17 protein-coding genes are annotated in these 16,262 nt (G+C 59.6%); 9 read left to right on the top strand and 8 right to left on the bottom strand.

Features of this window, described 5'->3' with window-relative positions; translation table 11 throughout:
* Positions 1–126: 126 nt before the first annotated feature.
* The 5 genes from lptG (at position 127) to rsmA (ending at position 6,522) form a co-directional block, all read left to right on the top strand.
* Complete coding sequence (gene lptG / locus GOW31_RS03090; protein ID WP_171168656.1) at positions 127–1,227, top strand: LPS export ABC transporter permease LptG; 1,101 nt, start codon at positions 127–129, stop codon at positions 1,225–1,227.
* Entirely contained in the window at positions 1,227–3,389 is a 2,163-nt protein-coding gene (locus GOW31_RS03085) for an LPS-assembly protein LptD (RefSeq protein WP_171167809.1), read from the top strand. The genes lptG and GOW31_RS03085 overlap by 1 nt, the downstream gene beginning before the upstream one ends.
* Positions 3,380–4,633: a peptidylprolyl isomerase gene (locus tag GOW31_RS03080; RefSeq protein WP_171167807.1), complete on the top strand. Its 1,254-nt coding sequence runs from the start codon at positions 3,380–3,382 to the stop codon at positions 4,631–4,633. Before GOW31_RS03085 ends, GOW31_RS03080 begins: the two co-directional genes overlap by 10 nt.
* Positions 4,630–5,595, top strand: a complete 966-nt coding sequence (gene pdxA / locus GOW31_RS03075; protein WP_171167805.1) for a 4-hydroxythreonine-4-phosphate dehydrogenase PdxA — start codon at positions 4,630–4,632, stop codon at positions 5,593–5,595. The genes GOW31_RS03080 and pdxA overlap by 4 nt, the downstream gene beginning before the upstream one ends.
* 84 nt (positions 5,596–5,679) lie before the next feature.
* Positions 5,680–6,522, top strand: a complete 843-nt coding sequence (gene rsmA / locus GOW31_RS03070; protein ID WP_171167803.1) for a 16S rRNA (adenine(1518)-N(6)/adenine(1519)-N(6))-dimethyltransferase RsmA — start codon at positions 5,680–5,682, stop codon at positions 6,520–6,522.
* A 55-nt stretch (positions 6,523–6,577) separates the two neighbouring features.
* Here the strand turns inward: rsmA and GOW31_RS03065 are convergent, their stop codons facing one another.
* From GOW31_RS03065 to prfA, 3 genes are all read right to left on the bottom strand, one after another.
* Positions 6,578–7,156, bottom strand: a complete 579-nt coding sequence (locus tag GOW31_RS03065; protein ID WP_171167801.1) for a DUF4167 domain-containing protein — start codon at positions 7,154–7,156, stop codon at positions 6,578–6,580.
* 240 nt (positions 7,157–7,396) lie between these two features.
* The gene (gene prmC, locus GOW31_RS03060; protein ID WP_171167800.1) at positions 7,397–8,242 is read right to left on the bottom strand and encodes a peptide chain release factor N(5)-glutamine methyltransferase; all 846 of its coding nucleotides are present in this window, start codon (positions 8,240–8,242) and stop codon (positions 7,397–7,399) included.
* Positions 8,239–9,294 (bottom strand): peptide chain release factor 1, encoded by a 1,056-nt coding sequence (gene prfA / locus GOW31_RS03055; protein ID WP_171116524.1) that lies wholly within the window; start codon positions 9,292–9,294, stop codon positions 8,239–8,241. The genes prmC and prfA overlap by 4 nt, the downstream gene beginning before the upstream one ends.
* A 62-nt stretch (positions 9,295–9,356) precedes the next feature.
* Here prfA and GOW31_RS03050 point away from each other — a divergent pair, with 62 nt between their 5' ends.
* A complete protein-coding gene (locus GOW31_RS03050; protein ID WP_152458207.1) occupies positions 9,357–9,638 on the top strand; it encodes a hypothetical protein in 282 nt (93 codons plus the stop codon).
* 15 nt (positions 9,639–9,653) lie between these two features.
* On the opposite strand, the gene GOW31_RS03045 is transcribed toward GOW31_RS03050, so the two are convergent.
* From GOW31_RS03045 to GOW31_RS03030, 4 genes are all read right to left on the bottom strand, one after another.
* A complete protein-coding gene (locus GOW31_RS03045; protein WP_171167798.1) occupies positions 9,654–10,055 on the bottom strand; it encodes a DUF1499 domain-containing protein in 402 nt (133 codons plus the stop codon).
* A 66-nt stretch (positions 10,056–10,121) separates the two neighbouring features.
* Entirely contained in the window at positions 10,122–11,069 is a 948-nt protein-coding gene (gene speB / locus GOW31_RS03040) for an agmatinase (RefSeq protein WP_171167796.1), read from the bottom strand.
* A gap of 87 nt (positions 11,070–11,156) precedes the next feature.
* A complete protein-coding gene (gene speB / locus GOW31_RS03035; RefSeq protein WP_152458210.1) occupies positions 11,157–12,125 on the bottom strand; it encodes an agmatinase in 969 nt (322 codons plus the stop codon).
* 12 nt (positions 12,126–12,137) lie between these two features.
* Positions 12,138–13,301, bottom strand: coding sequence for a M20 aminoacylase family protein (locus GOW31_RS03030; RefSeq protein ID WP_171167794.1), 1,164 nt, complete (start codon positions 13,299–13,301; stop codon positions 12,138–12,140).
* Positions 13,302–13,367: 66 nt separating this feature from the next.
* On the opposite strand from GOW31_RS03030, the gene mazG reads away from it, so the two are divergent.
* From mazG to GOW31_RS03015, 3 genes are read left to right on the top strand one after another with little or no spacing between them, the layout of a single operon-like run.
* Complete coding sequence (gene mazG / locus GOW31_RS03025) at positions 13,368–14,234, top strand: nucleoside triphosphate pyrophosphohydrolase (RefSeq protein ID WP_171167791.1); 867 nt, start codon at positions 13,368–13,370, stop codon at positions 14,232–14,234.
* A 54-nt stretch (positions 14,235–14,288) separates the two neighbouring features.
* Positions 14,289–15,230, top strand: a complete 942-nt coding sequence (locus tag GOW31_RS03020; RefSeq protein ID WP_171167789.1) for a nucleoside hydrolase — start codon at positions 14,289–14,291, stop codon at positions 15,228–15,230.
* Positions 15,227–15,676, top strand: coding sequence for an N-acetyltransferase (locus GOW31_RS03015; RefSeq protein ID WP_152458213.1), 450 nt, complete (start codon positions 15,227–15,229; stop codon positions 15,674–15,676). Before GOW31_RS03020 ends, GOW31_RS03015 begins: the two co-directional genes overlap by 4 nt.
* On the opposite strand, the gene GOW31_RS03010 is transcribed toward GOW31_RS03015, so the two are convergent.
* Positions 15,673–15,837, bottom strand: a complete 165-nt coding sequence (locus tag GOW31_RS03010) for a hypothetical protein (protein ID WP_171115544.1) — start codon at positions 15,835–15,837, stop codon at positions 15,673–15,675. The two genes, GOW31_RS03015 and GOW31_RS03010, sit on opposite strands and share 4 nt — an antisense overlap.
* Between the last annotated feature and the right edge of the window lie 425 nt (positions 15,838–16,262).

The raw sequence follows: 16,262 nt of genomic DNA, 5'->3' as shown, positions 1-16,262 counted from the left end.
ATAACCGGCAGGCTCGGGGGAGAAAGACGTGACACGAGAGGGCAGGCATACGCCGTCGCGCAGGAAGACATGCACGCGCGATTTCGGCCCGTTTTCCGGCGCAAAAGGCTTGGCGGGGGCAGTCTTGTGATCCTCGACCGCTATTTCGCCCGCCGCTTTCTACAGAGCTTTCTGGTCATCGGCGGTATTTTTCTGACCTTGATGATTCTCATCGATCTGATCGAACAGATCCGCCGATTTGACGACGTCGACCTGTCCTTCGGCCAATTGTTGCACCTGACGCTTCTGAACACACCGGCCGCCATTAGTGAAATGCTGCCCCTGCTGGTCATTCTGTCCACCATTGCCTTGTTCGTCGGGCTGGCGCGGACCTCTGAACTCGTGGTGACCCGCGCCACGGGTCGCTCGGGTATCCGCGCACTGGTCGCGCCAGCGGCGCTGGCCCTGATCATCGGTGCGCTTGCGGTGGCATTGCTGAACCCCATCTCTGCGGCCACATCCCAGGAATTCCAACGCCTGTCCGATTCCTATCGCAACAACGGCAGTTCAGCGCTTTCGATCAGCAGCGAAGGCCTTTGGCTGCGTCAATCGGCGGAAAACGGACAGGCCGTCATCCATGCCCGGGGCACCTCGAACGGGGATACGCTGGGCCTGGACGACGTGACCATCATCACCTTTGCGCGCGATGGCAAACCCACCCAGCAGATCGTCGCCGACAGGGCCGTGCTGGAAGACCGAAACTGGGTCCTGTCGCGGGCCAAGATCTGGAATTTGCAGAATGGGCAGAACCCCGAAACCAGTTCGGTGGAGCATGAACGGCTGGAGTTGCCGACCTCGCTGACCCGGCAGCGGATTCTGGACACTCTGGGGCAACAGGATTCAGTGTCGGTTTTTGACCTGCCGCAACTGATCAAGGATCTGCGCGAAGCCGGGTTTTCGACCAAGCAATATGAAGTCTGGTTGCAGGTGCAGCTGGCCCGGCCGTTCTTTCTGGTCTCGATGGTGCTGATCGGGGCTGCTTTCACCATGCGCCACGTTCGGTTCGGCGGTACCGGAATAGCAGTTTTGACGGCCGTACTGCTTGGCTTTGCCATCTATTTCGTCCGCAATTTTGCGCAAATCCTCGGGGAAAACGGACAATTGCCCGTCTATATCGCGGCCTGGGCGCCGCCCTTCGCCGCCATCTTGTTGTCCCTTGGCCTGCTTCTACACGCGGAGGACGGCTGATGCGGAGCATGATTTCCCTGCTGCTGACCAGCGCAATCGCGTTGTCGGCACCGACCGTTCTGGCGGCGCAAACCACGTCGGCCGAGCCTGACCCGCAAGCTGCGCAGTCACAGGCCGAACCCGCCCTTTTGGTTGCCGACAAAGTCTTTATTACACCCGACAGAAAACTGGTGGCCGAAGGCAATGTCGAAGCCTTTCAGGGCGATACCAAGCTGTCAGCCCAACGTGTCACCTATGACCGGGAAACGGGTGAGCTGACGCTCGAGGGACCTATTCGCATTGATCAGGGGGGCCAGTCGACCCTTCTGGCCGATTCCGGACAGCTGGACAGCGGTATCCAAAACGGTCTGCTGATCGGTGCTCGGATGGTTTTCGATCAGCAGATCCAGATTGCCTCGGTTCAGGCGAAACGGGCAGCGGGCCGCTATACGCAATTCAGCAAGGTCTCGGCCACTTCCTGCCATGTCTGCACCAATGGTAAGCCACCCCTTTGGCAGATCCGCGCCCGCAAGGTCACACATGACCAGTTGGAGCGGCAATTGTACTTTGAAGGCGCGCAGCTTCGCGTGCTTGATTATCCGGTATTCTATTTCCCGTATCTGCGCTTGCCGGATCCGACATTGGAGCGCGCAACCGGCTTTCTTGTGCCGTCGATCCGCAGCACCTCACAACTGGGAACGGGGGTTCAGGTTCCCTATTTCTTCAAGCTGGGGGACCACAAGGATCTGACCTTGACGCCGTACTTGTCGGGCAAGACCACGACGCTGGGGTATCGATATCGCCAGGCGTTCGTGAACGGGCGCATTCAGCTTGAAGGGGCCTATACCCGTGATGATGTCCAGCCCGATCAGGATCGCGGTTATCTGTTCGCCAGCGGTTGGTTCAACCTGAAGAACGATTTCCGGCTGACATTCGCTCTGCAAACCACCTCGGACGACGCCTATCTGGCGGACTACGGGCTGCCGGGCCTGGATCGTTTGCGCAGCGAGATAGCGCTGGAACGGATCAAACGCGACACCGCGTTCAAAACAAGCCTGATCCATTACAAAACACTGCGTGACAGTGAAAATCAGGACGAAATCCCATCCCGCGTCTTCGACCTGAATTATGAAAAGCGATTCTTCCCCGGCGCACTTGGCGGCGAGGTTCGGCTGGCTTTCATCGGTCACGCACATGAACGCACCAGCGACGCCGATATCGTTGGCCGTGACCTAGCAAGGGCAACTGTTGATGCCGAATGGTTGCGAAGCTGGACATTTGCATCGGGCCTGCGCGCGGACGCGACACTGGGCGCATCGGTGGATACGTTCAATATTCGCCATGACAGCAACTTTCCCAGCAATGTGACCCGCTCGACGCCGCGCGCGGCGTTGACGCTTCGCTATCCGATGACCCGTCGTGAAAAGACCGGCGCGGTTCAGCTTCTGGAACCGATCGCACAGTTGGGATGGACCCATGTCTCGGACACTGATGTGCCAGATGATGAAAGCACGTTTCAGGAATTCGATCAGGGTAACCTGCTGGCCCTGTCCCGATTCCCTGCGGAAGATCAGCGCGAAGACGGTGCCACCGGGGTCATCGGCCTGAACTGGGCCCGCTATGGTGCAGACGGACAGCAGGCGCTTGTAACGTTGGGTCAGGTGTTTCGGGCGGATGCCGACCGGAATTTCACCCTGACGTCCGGGTTGCAGGGCACCACGTCCGACTTGCTGGTGGCGGGGCAAATCACCACGGCCAACGGTTGGTCACTCGGCGGGCGCGGTCTGATAGACAGCGATTTCAGTTTCGTCAAAGCTGAATTGCGCGGCGCCTGGGCATCCGAGTTTGCCGGCCTGTCCGGAAGTTATATCTGGCAGGAAGAGGATCCGGCGGAAAACATTGCGGATGAAATCTCGGAAATCTGGCTTCTGGGCCGCTATCAAGTCGACCAGAACTGGCTTACGAATGCCGAGGCACGCTATGATCTGAACCAGTCAGAGCCAATCCGGTTGGGGCTTGGTGTAACCTACCAGAACGAATGTGTTCAGGTTAACATGTCCGTAAGCAGACGCTTTACTTCAACATCCACTATTGAGCCTTCGACAGAATTCGGCTTTACCCTATCGCTGACAGGATACGCCCTTGAAGGCGGTGGTAACACATACAAGAGAAAATGCAGTTGATATCAGGTTTCTCCAGGTTTCTTCGTTCCGGTTGGCACAAACCGGTCACGCCGGCACTGGCCGCCGTTTTCCTCGCTTTTTCAGCACCGCAGGTCAGCGCCCAGAGCCTGTTCTCGCCAGCGATCCGCGTGAATCAGGATATCGTCACCTGGTACGAACTGGAACAGCGCCTGCAATTCCTGAATGTTCTGGGCCTGCCCGGCGGCAATGAAGCTGACGTCAGAGAAGCCCTGATCGAAGAAAAATTGCGCAAGCAGGCCATGCGTGAAGCAGGCGTGGAAGCTGCGCCGGAAGCCGTACAACTTGGTATCGACGAGTTCGCCTCGCGCGGGCAATTGTCCACCGAACAGTTCCTGCAACTTTTGGGTGAGGCAGGCGTCGACCCGGAAACTGTCCGTGATTATGTTGCAGATCAGCTGGCCTGGCGCGACTATATCAGCTCGCGCTATCTGTCGCAGGCCCGTCCGACCGAAGACGAGATTGATCGCGCGCTGGGACAGACCGGTGGCGGCGGCCTTCAGGTTTTGCTGTCCGAGATCATCATCCCGGTGAACCCTCAAACCGTTGCACAGACCGAATTGCTGGCGGAAGAAATCTCGCGACTTGAAACTATCGAAGCGTTTTCAGCCGCAGCGGCGCAATATTCCGGAGCGGCTACCCGCAACGAAGGCGGACGTCTGGACTGGCTGAATATCTCCAACCTGCCTCCTGCCTTGCAGCCGGTTATTCTTGGGCTTCAGAACGGTGAGATCACCGATCCCATCAGTTTGCCAAACGCCGTTGCCCTGTTTCAATTGCGCGGATTGCGCGAGGTGGCGACCGCTGCGCCGCGTATTTCCAAGCTAGATTATGCTGCCTATTACCTGCCGGGTGGTCGCAGCGCCGAGACCCTGGCACGGGCTGCCGCCCTGCGGGAGGAGATCGACACCTGCGATGACTTGTATGGAGTCGCCAAAGATCAACCCGTCGAAGTCCTGGACCGCATCGAAGCCAGCCCTTCAGAAGTACCACGTGATTTCGCCGTAGAACTGGCCAAGCTGGATCGCTTCGAGGTGTCAACAAACCTGACCCGTAACAACGGGCAGACGCTGGTGTTCTTGATGCTGTGCAACCGAGTCCGCGACCTGGGCGAAGACACCTCGCGGGCGGATGTCGCGAATGCACTGGCGCAGCAGCGGCTACAGGCCTTTGCGTCCAGCCTGGTAGAGCAGCTGCGGGCTGACGCCACCATTGTTCAGGAATGACACGCCCGATTGCACTCAGCTGCGGTGAACCGGCCGGAATCGGCCCTGAAATCGCGGCCAAAGCGTGGGCCGAGCTGCGCCAAACCTGCCCGTTTTTCTTTATCGGCGATGCCAACCACCTGCCTGCTGGCACGCCTATTGCGAAAATCCAAACCGCTTCGGATGCTGTTGCAGTCTGTGATCAGGCCTTGCCCGTGCTGCAACTGAACTTCCCTGCTGCAAACCTGCCCGGTCAGCCAGACCCAGCCAATGCCCCATCGGTGATCGATGCCATCGAAACCGGCGTCGATCTTGTGAAAGCCGGGGCAGCGGCCGCTCTGTGCACCGCGCCCATTCACAAGAAGGCCCTGATCGACGGGGCCGGGTTTACCTATCCCGGCCATACCGAGTTTCTGGCTGCGCTGTCGGGCACCCGCCGGGTTGTCATGATGCTTGCCAGCGACCAGTTGCGGGTTGTCCCGGCGACAATCCACATTCCCCTGGCGCAGGTTCCCGCCGCGCTGACACCCGACCTGCTTCGCGAGACGATCGAAATCACCACGCGCGGTCTGCGCGACCAGTTTGGCATACAACACCCCCGCATCGCCATAGCCGGCCTGAACCCCCATGCCGGCGAAGGTGGCAAAATGGGCAGCGAGGAGCTTGACTGGATCGCCCCAATGCTGGCCGATCTGAACCCGGAAGATGCGACCCTGACGGGCCCCCACCCTGCGGATACACTGTTCCATGCCGCTGCCCGCGCGCGCTATGACGCGGCGATCGCAATGTATCATGATCAGGCCCTGATCCCGATCAAGACACTGGATTTCGACCGGGGCGTGAACGTCACCCTTGGCCTGCCCTTCATCCGCACGTCGCCAGATCATGGCACTGCACTGGATATTGCAGGGAAAGGCATCGCCAATCCTACCAGCCTGATCGAAGCTCTGAAGCTTGCCCAACGCATGGCACAAGGCTCTTGATCCTTCATCTGGCTGAAAATATCCCCGCCGGAGGCAAAAAATTTCTGGCGCTGCCCCTGCGGCCTGCGTCACGGTAATCGGATCATGAGTGCTATCGACAATCTCCCCCCTCTGCGCGAGGTCATCGCCACACATCAACTCTCGGCGCGCAAATCCTTGGGTCAGAACTTCCTGCTGGACCTCAACCTGACCGCCAAAATCGCCCGTCAGGCTGGCGATCTTGCAGACTGCGACGTACTGGAAATCGGCCCCGGTCCTGGTGGCCTCACCCGAGGGCTCCTGTCCGAAGGCGCACGCAAGGTCGTGGCGGTCGAAAAAGACACCCGTTGCATCGCCGCCCTGAACGATATCGCCGCCGCCTATCCCGGAAGGCTGGAGGTCATCAATGGTGACGCGCTCGAGATCAACCCGCTGGAACACCTGACCCCGCCAATCCGCATCGCGGCCAACCTTCCATACAACGTCGGCACAGAACTGCTGGTACGCTGGCTGACACCCCCGGAATGGCCACCTTTCTGGCAGAGCCTGACGCTGATGTTCCAACGCGAAGTGGCCGAACGCATCGTGGCCCGGCCGGGCAGCAAGGCGTATGGCCGCCTCGCCATTCTTGCCCAATGGCGGGCCGAGGCGCGCATCGCCATGTCCCTGCCCCCCGGCGCCTTCACCCCGCCGCCCAAAGTCTCCAGTGCGGTGGTCCACCTGACCGCCCTGCCCGAACCGCGCTATCCTGCTGACGCCGCGACCCTGTCGCGTGTGGTGGCCTCTGCCTTCAATCAACGCCGCAAAATGCTGCGAGCGTCTCTGAAAGGCATCGCCCCTGATATCGAGGATCGCTTGCGGGCCGCGGGTATCCAGCCCACTGAACGGGCCGAGCAGGTTCCGCTTGAAGCGTTCTGTGCCCTGGCGCGCGAAGTCCAGAACCCCTGATCACAAAAAAGCCCCGAGGCTTGACCTCGGGGCTTTGCAATTTCTGATGCCGGCTTTATTCAGCCGCTTCCGGTGCGTCACCATCCGTTTTGGGTGCATCTTCGGCCGCGGGTGCCGGTTTGGGCTTGCGCGCCCGTGGTTTGCGCGCAGGCTTTTCCTTCTTTTCCGGCGCAGGAGCTTCGGCGCCCTTGCTTTCCGGTGTCTCGACCAGCCCGCTTTCCGGAGCAGCATCCGGTGCGGCGAAATCCATCACGTCCGGCTGAGGCGCTTCAGCGGGATCGGCCTGTCGGGCCGCTTCGCGTTCCTGTCGTTCAGCGCGCTCACGATCACGCTCGGCCTGGCGTTCGCGGTTCTGGCGCTCCTGCTCTTCGCGGCGCGCTTCAATCTCGCGCTGCGCCTCACTCAGCATGCGCAGATAATGTTCCGCATGCTGCTGGAAGTTTTCCGCAGCGACGCGGTCGTTTGCCAACTGAGCGTCACGCGCCAGCTGATTATATTTGTCAATGATCTGCTGTGGCGTGCCACGCACTTTGCCTTCAGGACCCGAGCTGTCAAAAACCCGGTTTACGACGTTACCGCCGGAAGGACGATTGCGGTTGTTCTTGGCCCGCGAGCGGGATTTGGAAGATCTCATCTTACTTTACGTCAGCCTTATCAATGCGCTGTCGCTCAACCCGCTTTTTGCACTGCTCTGAGGCGTTTGCTGTGACGGGACGTCGACTTTTTGGGCTTGGCGTCAGGGGTGCGCTGCAACAGCGTCAACCTCGCCGACTAATCCTGAGTAAACATGTCCTGACCGTGCAGACAAGAGGAATCTCGAATTTTCACACGCTTTTTTACTCGGGGCAGCATTTTTTGGCCTCAGACAACAGTTTCAACCCGGCATCTTCGCGCCGACAACCCGGTCACGCCCGTCCAGATCGGGGATTACGCGAATATCCACCAAACCCGCCGCATCAAACAAGGCAGACACCAGATTTGCCTGTGTCGGGCCAATTTCCACAAGTATTCGCCCGCCTGGCAGCAGGTAATCCGGGGCCGAGGCCGCAATCTGCCGATACGCGCCCAGCCCGTCCCCTTCATCGGTCAGCGCCATGCGCGGCTCATGCTCCCGCACTTCGGGCGAAAGTTTCGCCATTTCGGTTACGGAAATATACGGCGGATTGGAAACAATCAGGTCAAACTGACCCTCAATGTTTTCAAACCAGTTTGACTGCACGATCTCTACCCGCCCCTGTACCTGGTGGAGCACAGCATTGGCGCTGGCCTGAAGACAGGCGGCTTCGCTCAGGTCGGCCCCAAGGCCCGAAGCGCTGGTGCGTTCCGCAAGCAGTGTAATCAGAATGCAGCCCGACCCGACGCCGAGGTCCAAAACATGGTCAAAGGGTTCGCTCAGTGCGGCCTCGATCAGGGTTTCCGTCTCGGGGCGCGGATCCAAAACATCCGAACTGACGCGAAACCTGCGCCCATAGAACTCGCGTTCGCCCAGCAGATGAGACACCGGCACCCGAATGGCGCGCAGGGAAACCAACTGGTCATAGCGTTCCGCGATTTCGGGCTGCAATTCTTCCGGGGCAATCAGTGTCACCCGGCTGGCTTCTATCCGTGCGGCATGGGCCAACAACAGGCGCGCATCCCGCGCCGGGTCATCCACGCCCGCGGCCCTCAAGCGCGCGGTTGCGGCCACCATGGCCTGCGCAGCCGTCTGCACCCCCGTCATTGCGCCATCTCGGCCAGCAACCGGGCCTGATCATCCGCCGTCAGGGCGTCAATCACTTCGTCCAGATCCCCCTGCATCACCTGATCCAGTTTATAAAGCGTCAGGTTGATCCGGTGATCCGTCATCCGCCCCTGTGGGAAATTGTAGGTGCGAATGCGTTCCGAACGATCCCCCGATCCCACCTGGCTGGCGCGATCCGCTGAGCGTTCGCTGTCGATCCGCTGCCGCTCGAGGTCATAAAGCCGCGTTTTCAGCACCTGCATGGCGATCTCGCGGTTGCGATGCTGGGACTTCTCGGAGCTTGTTACCACCAAGCCCGTCGGAATATGCGTGATCCGCACCGCCGAGTCGGTGGTGTTCACGTGCTGCCCGCCTGCGCCGGAACTGCGCATCGTGTCGATACGGATGTCATTGGCGTCTATCTGGATGTCGACATCCTCGGCCTCGGGCAAAACCGCCACGGTCGCCGCCGAGGTATGAATCCGCCCGCCGCTTTCGGTTTCGGGTACGCGCTGCACACGGTGCACACCGGATTCGTATTTCAGCCGGGCAAAGACGTTGTCGCCCTTGATATGGGCCACCACCTCTTTGATCCCGCCCAGATCAGAAGCCTGTTCTTCGATGATCTCGAACTGCCACCCGTGGGCCTCGGCATAGCGTTGATACATACGCAACAGATCGCCCGCGAACAAAGCGGCCTCGTCCCCGCCGGTACCGGGGCGAATTTCCAGCATCGCCGGCCGCGCATCCGCCGCATCCTTTGGCAGCAGCGCCAGTTGCAGCGCGTGTTCCGCTTCGGGGATGCGTGATTGCAGGTCCGGAATTTCCTCTTCGGCCAACTCTTTCATATCCGGGTCGGCCAGCATCGCCTCGGCCTCAGTCAGATCTGCCACCAGCTGGCGCCAGGCCATGATCTGATCGACCACGGGTTTGAGGTCGGAATACTCCTTGGCCAACGCCGCAATATCGCCGCCCGATGCGCCATCCGCCATGGCTGCTTCGAGGTATTGGAAACGCTGGGTGATCTGTTCAAGTCGTTCTTCGGGGATCATCCCGGCGGTGTCTATCATCCGGGGGCTTTGGTCAAGGGCCACGTCATGCTAAGCTTGCCGTCATGAAACGGATTTTGCTTGCCCTTTTGCTGACGTCCACGCCGGTTTTCGCCGATTACATCGGCCCCGACGGCAAGACCCGCGATTGCTATTGCACCGACACATCCGGGTCCCGCATCGAATTGGGTGAGATGATCTGCCTGCAAGTCGACGGCCGAATGTTCACGGCGCAATGTCAGATGTCCCTGAACGTGCCCATGTGGCGCGAGGTGCAGGAAGGGTGTTTATCGTCCGGGTTGCAGAGCGATCCTGTTGATCACTTTGAACAGGATGAGGCGTCCTGAGCGCCGGTAGAACAGTTACATCTGCTCCAACCACCCATCAACCCGTGCCTTGTTCACACCGAAATCCCTGCGCCCAAACCGCAAACGGCCATGGATGCGCAGCGTGTCGCCGTCCTGCTGAACAGTGGTATAGTCGGGAAAACCGATCCATTTCGTGCGGGTGACATAGGTGATCATGCCCTCATCGACCGAACCTGCCAAAACCGAGGTACGCGGCGTGGCGCGGGCGATCCGATCGAGCTTTTGCAACCCTTCCGGGCCGGTTGCAACAACGCGCAGAACGCCACCCGGCAAGTCCTGATCAACCTCTGCAACCGGTGCAATATGCCATTGGGCCGGCGCAGATGGGGCCAGCCGGATGTAAGCGCCCAGCCCAAGCACCAGCGCGATTACTGCCCACAGAACCATCTTTTTCATCCCGCTTTACCCTCTTGCAGAAACCCTATGCGGATCAAGCGCCGGGGCAAGCCGTTCCGGGCCGGTTTACCGTAACGTCACCCCCGGCAGGATGCACAGCATCTCGTAGATCAGGTTGGCTGCCGTCAGGGCCGTGTTGCCGGACGGGTCATATGGAGGTGAAACCTCGACCAGATCACACCCCACTACATTCACACCCTGCAACGCGTGGATCAGTTGCAGCGCCTGCGGCGTAGTCAGCCCGGCAATCTCTGGCGTACCCGTGCCCGGTGCAAAGGCCGGGTCCAGGCTGTCGATGTCATAGGTGACATAGACCGGATGATCCCCGATGATCTTGCGGATCTGAGAGCCTATCTGCGTCAGATTCTGCTGCCACAACTCACAGGCCGGGAACTGGCGGAAGCCCCAATCCCTGGCTTCGGTGAAATCCGAAGCCGCATAGCCCGATCCGCGAATGCCGATCTGAAAGGTCTTGTCGGGGACAATCAGCCCCTCTTCATAGGCGCGGCGGAAGACGGTTCCGTGGGTCTCCTTCTCGCCGAACATCTCGTCATTCACATCCGCATGGGCATCCACATGCACCAGAGCCACCGGTCCATGCTTTGCCGCAATGGCCCGCAGGATCGGCAGGGTGATCGAATGATCGCCCCCCATCGCCACCGGGGTCACGTTCTTTGCCAGGATTGCATCATAGCTTTCCTTGATGATCCTCAGGCTGTCCGCAAGCGAAAAGGTGTTGATCGCCAGATCCCCGATGTCGGAGATTTGCAAGCTGTCGAACGGAGCCGCCGAGGTGGCCATGTTGTAGGGCCTTATCATCGCGCTTTCGCTGCGGATCTGTTTGGGTCCGAACCGGGTGCCCGATCGCCACGAGGTGCCGATATCCATCGGAATCCCCAGAACCGCCACATCCAGCCCCGCCAACGAGGCAGCCTGGGGCAGGCGCATAAACGTATTCGGCCCCGAGAACCGCGCCAGATCATTGCCGCTGACCGGTTGATTGAATTCAGTCATGCGCGTTGTATCCCCATCCCTTCAACTTTCTTTACCCAGCACATACCGGAAGTATGGCTAACCAATGGTTAATACGCATCCAAACGGTTATGTTTTTGCCAGCTTGTTCCACCCCAACAGGCAGACGATCTGCGTCGCCACATGCGCCCCCGCAATCGCCGTGGCGCCGGATGTATCGAACGGCGGAGACACCTCGACAACGTCGCCGCCCTTGATGTTGATCCCGGCGATGTCGCGCAGGATGATCTGCGCCTGAATGGAGCTCAAACCACCCCAGACCGGTGTCCCCGTGCCCGGTGCAAAGGCCGGGTCCAGACCGTCGATGTCAAAGCTCAGGTAGACCGGGCTGTCGCCCAGAATGCCCTTGATCTTCTGCGCCACAGCAGCGGGGCCGGATTCGTAGACCTCGCGCGCGTCGATGATGTTGACGCCCAGCGTGTCCTCGTTGGTGGTGCGGATCCCCACCTGGACCGAGCGTTTCGGATCCACGATCCCCGACTTCACCGCCTTGTAGAACATGGTGCCGTGGTCCACCCGGCTCATGTCGTCGTCGGCCCAGGTGTCGGTATGGGCATCGAACTGCAACAGCGACATCGGCCCGTATTTCTCGGCATAGGCCTTGAGGATCGGAAAGCTGATATAGTGATCGCCCCCCAGCGTAACTGAGGCCACATCCGCCGCCAGAATGGTGCGGATATGGTCGGTCAGCGTGTCTGGAAAGGCGGGGATATTGGCATAGTCATAGGCCATGTCGCCGTAGTCGATGATCGCCAGCTCGCTCAGCGCATCGAAGGGCCAGCCATAAGGCGCATCGGGAGATTGCAGCGCACTGGCCTCGCGGATCGCACGCGGGCCAAGACGGGTGCCCGGGCGGTTGGTCACCGCCTGATCAAACGGCACGCCGGTCACGGCGATGTCGGCACCGGTCAGGTCCTTGGTGTACAGCCGGCGCAGAAACGAGGTCGCCCCGCCAAAGGTGTTTTCGTAGGACAGTCCTTTGAGGTCCGGATTGGTGAATGCCTCATCCACCTGGTTTTTCGCGTCTTCCAGTGCCATTTCGCTCCCCCATCAGCCCAACGGCTGCGCCTTTTCCACGATCCGAGCGAAGAACGATGCCCCCACCGGCGCGATATCGTCATTGAAGTTGTATTTCGGATGATGCAGCCCGGCACCCTCACCCTGACCCAGGAACAGATAGGCCCCCGGCCGCGACTGCAACATGTATGAAAAATCCTCGGCCCCCATGTCGCGGCCCATAGTGTCGACCACCCGCTCAGGCCCCGACACTTCGCGCGCGACGGCCGCGGCAAAGGCAGCCTTTTCAGCATCGTTGATCGTCGCCGGATATCCCACCTGATATTCCAGCCGTGCCTCTACACCGTAAGACGCGGCCTGCCCCTGCACGATCTGCTCCATCCGCTCCATCACCATCTTCTGTACAGAAGGATCAAAGGTCCGCACGGTTCCGTTCAAATAGGCAGTATCAGGGATCACGTTGTTCACCGTTCCGGCGTGGATCTGGGTGACCGAAACAACCAGGTCTTCCACCGCATAGTGGTTGCGGCTTACAATGGTCTGGATTGCCTGCGCAATGCCGCAGGCCGCCATGACCGGGTCGCGGGTCTGATGCGGCATGGCGCCATGGCCGCCGACCCCTTGAATATGAATCTCGAACGTATCCACCGCCGCCATGATCGGTCCCGGCGTGGTATGGAACGTACCTTCCGGGTTTCCCGGATCATTGTGTATTCCATAGACCTCAGAGATATCGAACCGCTCCATGATGCCTTCTTCGACCATCACGCCCGCGCCGCCGCCTTCTTCCTCGGCCGGTTGAAAGATCAGGGCCACGCGGCCGCGGAAATTTCGCGTCTCGGCCAGATACCGTGCCGCGCCCAGCAACATTGTGGTGTGCCCGTCATGCCCGCAGGCATGCATCCTTCCGGGATTCTTCGATGCATATTCGACGCCTGTTTCTTCGGTTATCGGCAGCGCATCCATATCGGCACGCAGGCCAATGGTCGGGCCCTCCCCTTGCCCATTGATGATGGCGACCATACCGGTCTTGGCGATCCCTTCATGCAACTCATCCACTCCGAACTCGCGCAGACGCTCGGCCACAAAGGCGGCGGTCTCGTAGCATTCGAACTCCAACTCGGGGATCGTATGCAGGTGCTGGCGCCACTTGGCCATATCGGCGGCGAAATCGGCAATTCGGTTCACAACAGGCATATGGGGTGGACTCCTGATCCAAGCTGCGGGATGTCTGCATCAGACACCGGAACAAGGGGCTTCGCAATGGCTGAAAATCCGCTGATCCATGATCCAGACGCCGGAATCGAGCGTCTACTAGAAATCATGCGCCGCCTGCGCGACCCGCAATCGGGCTGCCCGTGGGATATCGAACAGGATTTCTCCACCATCGCCCCCTACACGATCGAAGAAGCCTATGAGGTCGCAGACGCCATTGAGCGCGAGGCTTATGACGAGCTGAAGGGAGAGCTGGGCGACCTGCTGTTCCAATCCGTATTCCACGCGCAAATGGCTGAGGAAGCCGGGCATTTCACCTTTCAGGACGTCGTTCGTACCATGTCCGACAAGATGGTCGCCCGTCATCCACACGTGTTCGGCGACGAATCCCGCGATAAATCCGCCGATCAACAGACAAAGGATTGGGAAACGATCAAAGCCGCCGAACGCGCAGGCAAGGAACAGAAAGGCGCACTCGACGGTGTCGCCGCCAACCTGCCCGCACTGTTACGCGCCCACAAGCTGCAGCAACGCGCCGCCCGCGTGGGATTCGACTGGCCAGATGCCAGCCACGTGCTGGCCAAGATCACCGAAGAGGCCGCCGAACTGGAAGAGGCCCGCGACAGCATGGATGCCGACGCGCTTGAGGACGAATTCGGCGATCTGCTGTTCGTCATCGTCAACCTTGGCCGCCATCTGGGCATCGAGCCCGAGGCCGCCCTGCGCCGCACCAATGCCAAGTTCACCCGTCGCTTTGAACAGGTCGAGGCCCGGCTGGCCGAACGGGGAAAGACCCCCTCGCAAAGCGACCTGACCGAGATGGATGCGCTCTGGGACGAGGTCAAAACCGAAGAGCATCGCGCCAACGGCAAACTCCCGCCGGTTGAAGTCATAGCCGCACCCAGAAACGGGTAGACAAGGCACCCGACACTTGCGAGTGTCCCACCTTCACGACCACCGGAGACGCCCATGCCCCCTCGCAAGATCATCATCGACACTGATCCCGGACAGGACGATGCCGTCGCCATCCTGCTGGCGCTGGCCAGCCCGGAGGACATCGAGGTTCTTGGCATCACGGCGGTCGCAGGCAACGTGCCCCTGGAATTGACCGCCAAGAACGCTCGGATCGTGTGCGAACTGGCGGGACGGACTGACATACCCGTTTACGCGGGCTGCGACAGACCGTTGAACCGCCCCCTTGTCACGGCCGAGCATGTGCATGGCAAGACAGGTCTGGATGGCCCGGACCTGCCCGATCCGCAGATGCCTTTGGCCGAGGGCCACGCGGTGGATTTCATCATCGACACCCTGCGCGCTGAAGAACCGGGTACGGTAACCCTTTGCCCGCTGGGGCCTCTGACGAATATCGCGACCGCATTCAACAAAGCCCCTGATATTGTTGATCGGGTGCAGGAAATCGTTCTGATGGGCGGGGCGTATTTCGAGGTTGGGAACATCACTCCAACAGCAGAGTTCAACATTAATGTCGACCCGGAAGCTTCTGATATCGTTTTCAAATCCGGAAGGCCGATTGTGGTCATGCCGTTGGATGTCACGCATAAGGCGCTGGTCACCAAACCCCGCAACGATGCTTTCCGTGCTCTGGGAAACAAAGTCGGAATCGCTGTCGCCGCGATGACCGATTTTTTTGAGAGGTTCGACAAGGAAAAATACGGCAGCGCGGGTGCGCCTTTGCACGACCCTTGCGTGACCGCCTATCTGATCCGGCCCGAGCTGTTTTCAGGCCGTCATGTGAATGTCGAGATTGAAACCCAGTCCGAGCTGACAATGGGCATGACCGTCGCCGATTGGTGGGGCGTAACCGACCGCGCGCCCAATGCGCTGTTCATTGGGGAAATCGACGCCGACGGCTTCTTCAATCTTTTGACGGAAAGGCTGGCCAGATTATGAGCGCCGCCCTGCGCCTGGCGCGCCCCGAAGACCTGGATCGTCTGATGGCACTGGTCACCGCCTTCCATACCGAGGCCGGATTGACGCAAGACCCGGACCAGACCCGAAATGCTCTGACACCCCTGCTCGAGGGTATTCCCCATGGCTGTGTCTATTTGATCGGCCCCGGACGGGCGCCGTTGGGCTACATCATTTTGACCTTCGGCTGGTCCGTCGAATTCGGCGGGATGGACGGTTTCGTGGACGAAATCTATATCCGACCCGCTGTTCGCGGCCGCGGCATCGCGACCGAAGTTCTGCTGGCACTGCCCAAAGCTTTGTCCGAAGCCGGGCTGACTGCCCTTCATCTGGAAGTCGACCGACACAACGAAGCCGCTCAGAAAATCTATCTGCGCACCGGGTTCAAACCACGCGACAGATATATGCTGATGAGCAAGTTGCTTTAACGAGACTCGCCGCGGAAGATATTGGCCGGGTTCATGTCCTGTACCGGGTCATTCGCCGAGACCGGGTCTCCGGTAATTGGGTAGGTTCCCGGACCCGCGCAGGCGGAAAGAACTGTGACGGAAGCTGCTGCGATTACCAGAAGGAATTTGGATACAGACATCGTGGTCTCCTTTCTGCAATGCATCCAGATTAGATCACGTGCCTGTGATTTACTTAGTAACAAGTTCACACATAATGTGATTTTTGCATTCTTTTTTGATACAAAAGGGCCATTGCAATACGCCTGCGAAACAAAAACCATTGAAATGATTGCGTAATCCGGATCACACCTCTTTCGCGAAAAGATCGAAGATTTCTTGAAAACTTTCAACTTCAACTGCAAGCAGGCCCGGCAATTTAAAACCCAAAGAAGGATCGAACCAGAAAGGTTCAATCAAGGGTGGATAACACCTGAAGCCGTGTTTCCCGCCGCAACCTATACCGCGATCGTCCGGAAGACGCCGGTTCAGGGCCCAAGAATCGCTTGGATCCAAGAGTTCCGAAGGGTCAACAGCACCAATTGATCCGTCACGCGGATTGCGGCAC

Source organism: Ruegeria sp. HKCCA0370, from assembly GCF_013033705.1.
Classification (GTDB): Bacteria; Pseudomonadota; Alphaproteobacteria; order Rhodobacterales; family Rhodobacteraceae; genus Ruegeria.
Note: the sequence above shows the minus strand (reverse complement) of the source record. Positions and strands in the feature narration are given on the sequence as shown.

Bases quoted from the DNA above. Each gene is read 5' to 3' on its own strand.
- GOW31_RS03030 (WP_171167794.1), bottom strand. From the start codon at position 13,301: ATGCCTGTTGTGAACCGAATTGCCGATTTCGCCGCCGATATGGCCAAG.
- GOW31_RS03045 (WP_171167798.1), bottom strand. From the start codon at position 10,055: ATGAAAAAGATGGTTCTGTGGGCAGTAATCGCGCTGGTGCTTGGGCTG.
- GOW31_RS03020 (WP_171167789.1), top strand. From the start codon at position 14,289: ATGCCCCCTCGCAAGATCATCATCGACACTGATCCCGGACAGGACGAT.
- prmC (WP_171167800.1), bottom strand. From the start codon at position 8,242: ATGACGGGGGTGCAGACGGCTGCGCAGGCCATGGTGGCCGCAACCGCG.
- rsmA (WP_171167803.1), top strand. From the start codon at position 5,680: ATGAGTGCTATCGACAATCTCCCCCCTCTGCGCGAGGTCATCGCCACA.
- pdxA (WP_171167805.1), top strand. From the start codon at position 4,630: ATGACACGCCCGATTGCACTCAGCTGCGGTGAACCGGCCGGAATCGGC.
- speB (WP_152458210.1), bottom strand. From the start codon at position 12,125: ATGGCACTGGAAGACGCGAAAAACCAGGTGGATGAGGCATTCACCAAT.
- GOW31_RS03085 (WP_171167809.1), top strand. From the start codon at position 1,227: ATGCGGAGCATGATTTCCCTGCTGCTGACCAGCGCAATCGCGTTGTCG.
- prfA (WP_171116524.1), bottom strand. From the start codon at position 9,294: ATGATCCCCGAAGAACGACTTGAACAGATCACCCAGCGTTTCCAATAC.
- GOW31_RS03010 (WP_171115544.1), bottom strand. From the start codon at position 15,837: ATGTCTGTATCCAAATTCCTTCTGGTAATCGCAGCAGCTTCCGTCACA.
- GOW31_RS03065 (WP_171167801.1), bottom strand. From the start codon at position 7,156: ATGAGATCTTCCAAATCCCGCTCGCGGGCCAAGAACAACCGCAATCGT.
- mazG (WP_171167791.1), top strand. From the start codon at position 13,368: ATGGCTGAAAATCCGCTGATCCATGATCCAGACGCCGGAATCGAGCGT.
- GOW31_RS03050 (WP_152458207.1), top strand. From the start codon at position 9,357: ATGAAACGGATTTTGCTTGCCCTTTTGCTGACGTCCACGCCGGTTTTC.
- speB (WP_171167796.1), bottom strand. From the start codon at position 11,069: ATGACTGAATTCAATCAACCGGTCAGCGGCAATGATCTGGCGCGGTTC.
- GOW31_RS03080 (WP_171167807.1), top strand. From the start codon at position 3,380: ATGCAGTTGATATCAGGTTTCTCCAGGTTTCTTCGTTCCGGTTGGCAC.
- GOW31_RS03015 (WP_152458213.1), top strand. From the start codon at position 15,227: ATGAGCGCCGCCCTGCGCCTGGCGCGCCCCGAAGACCTGGATCGTCTG.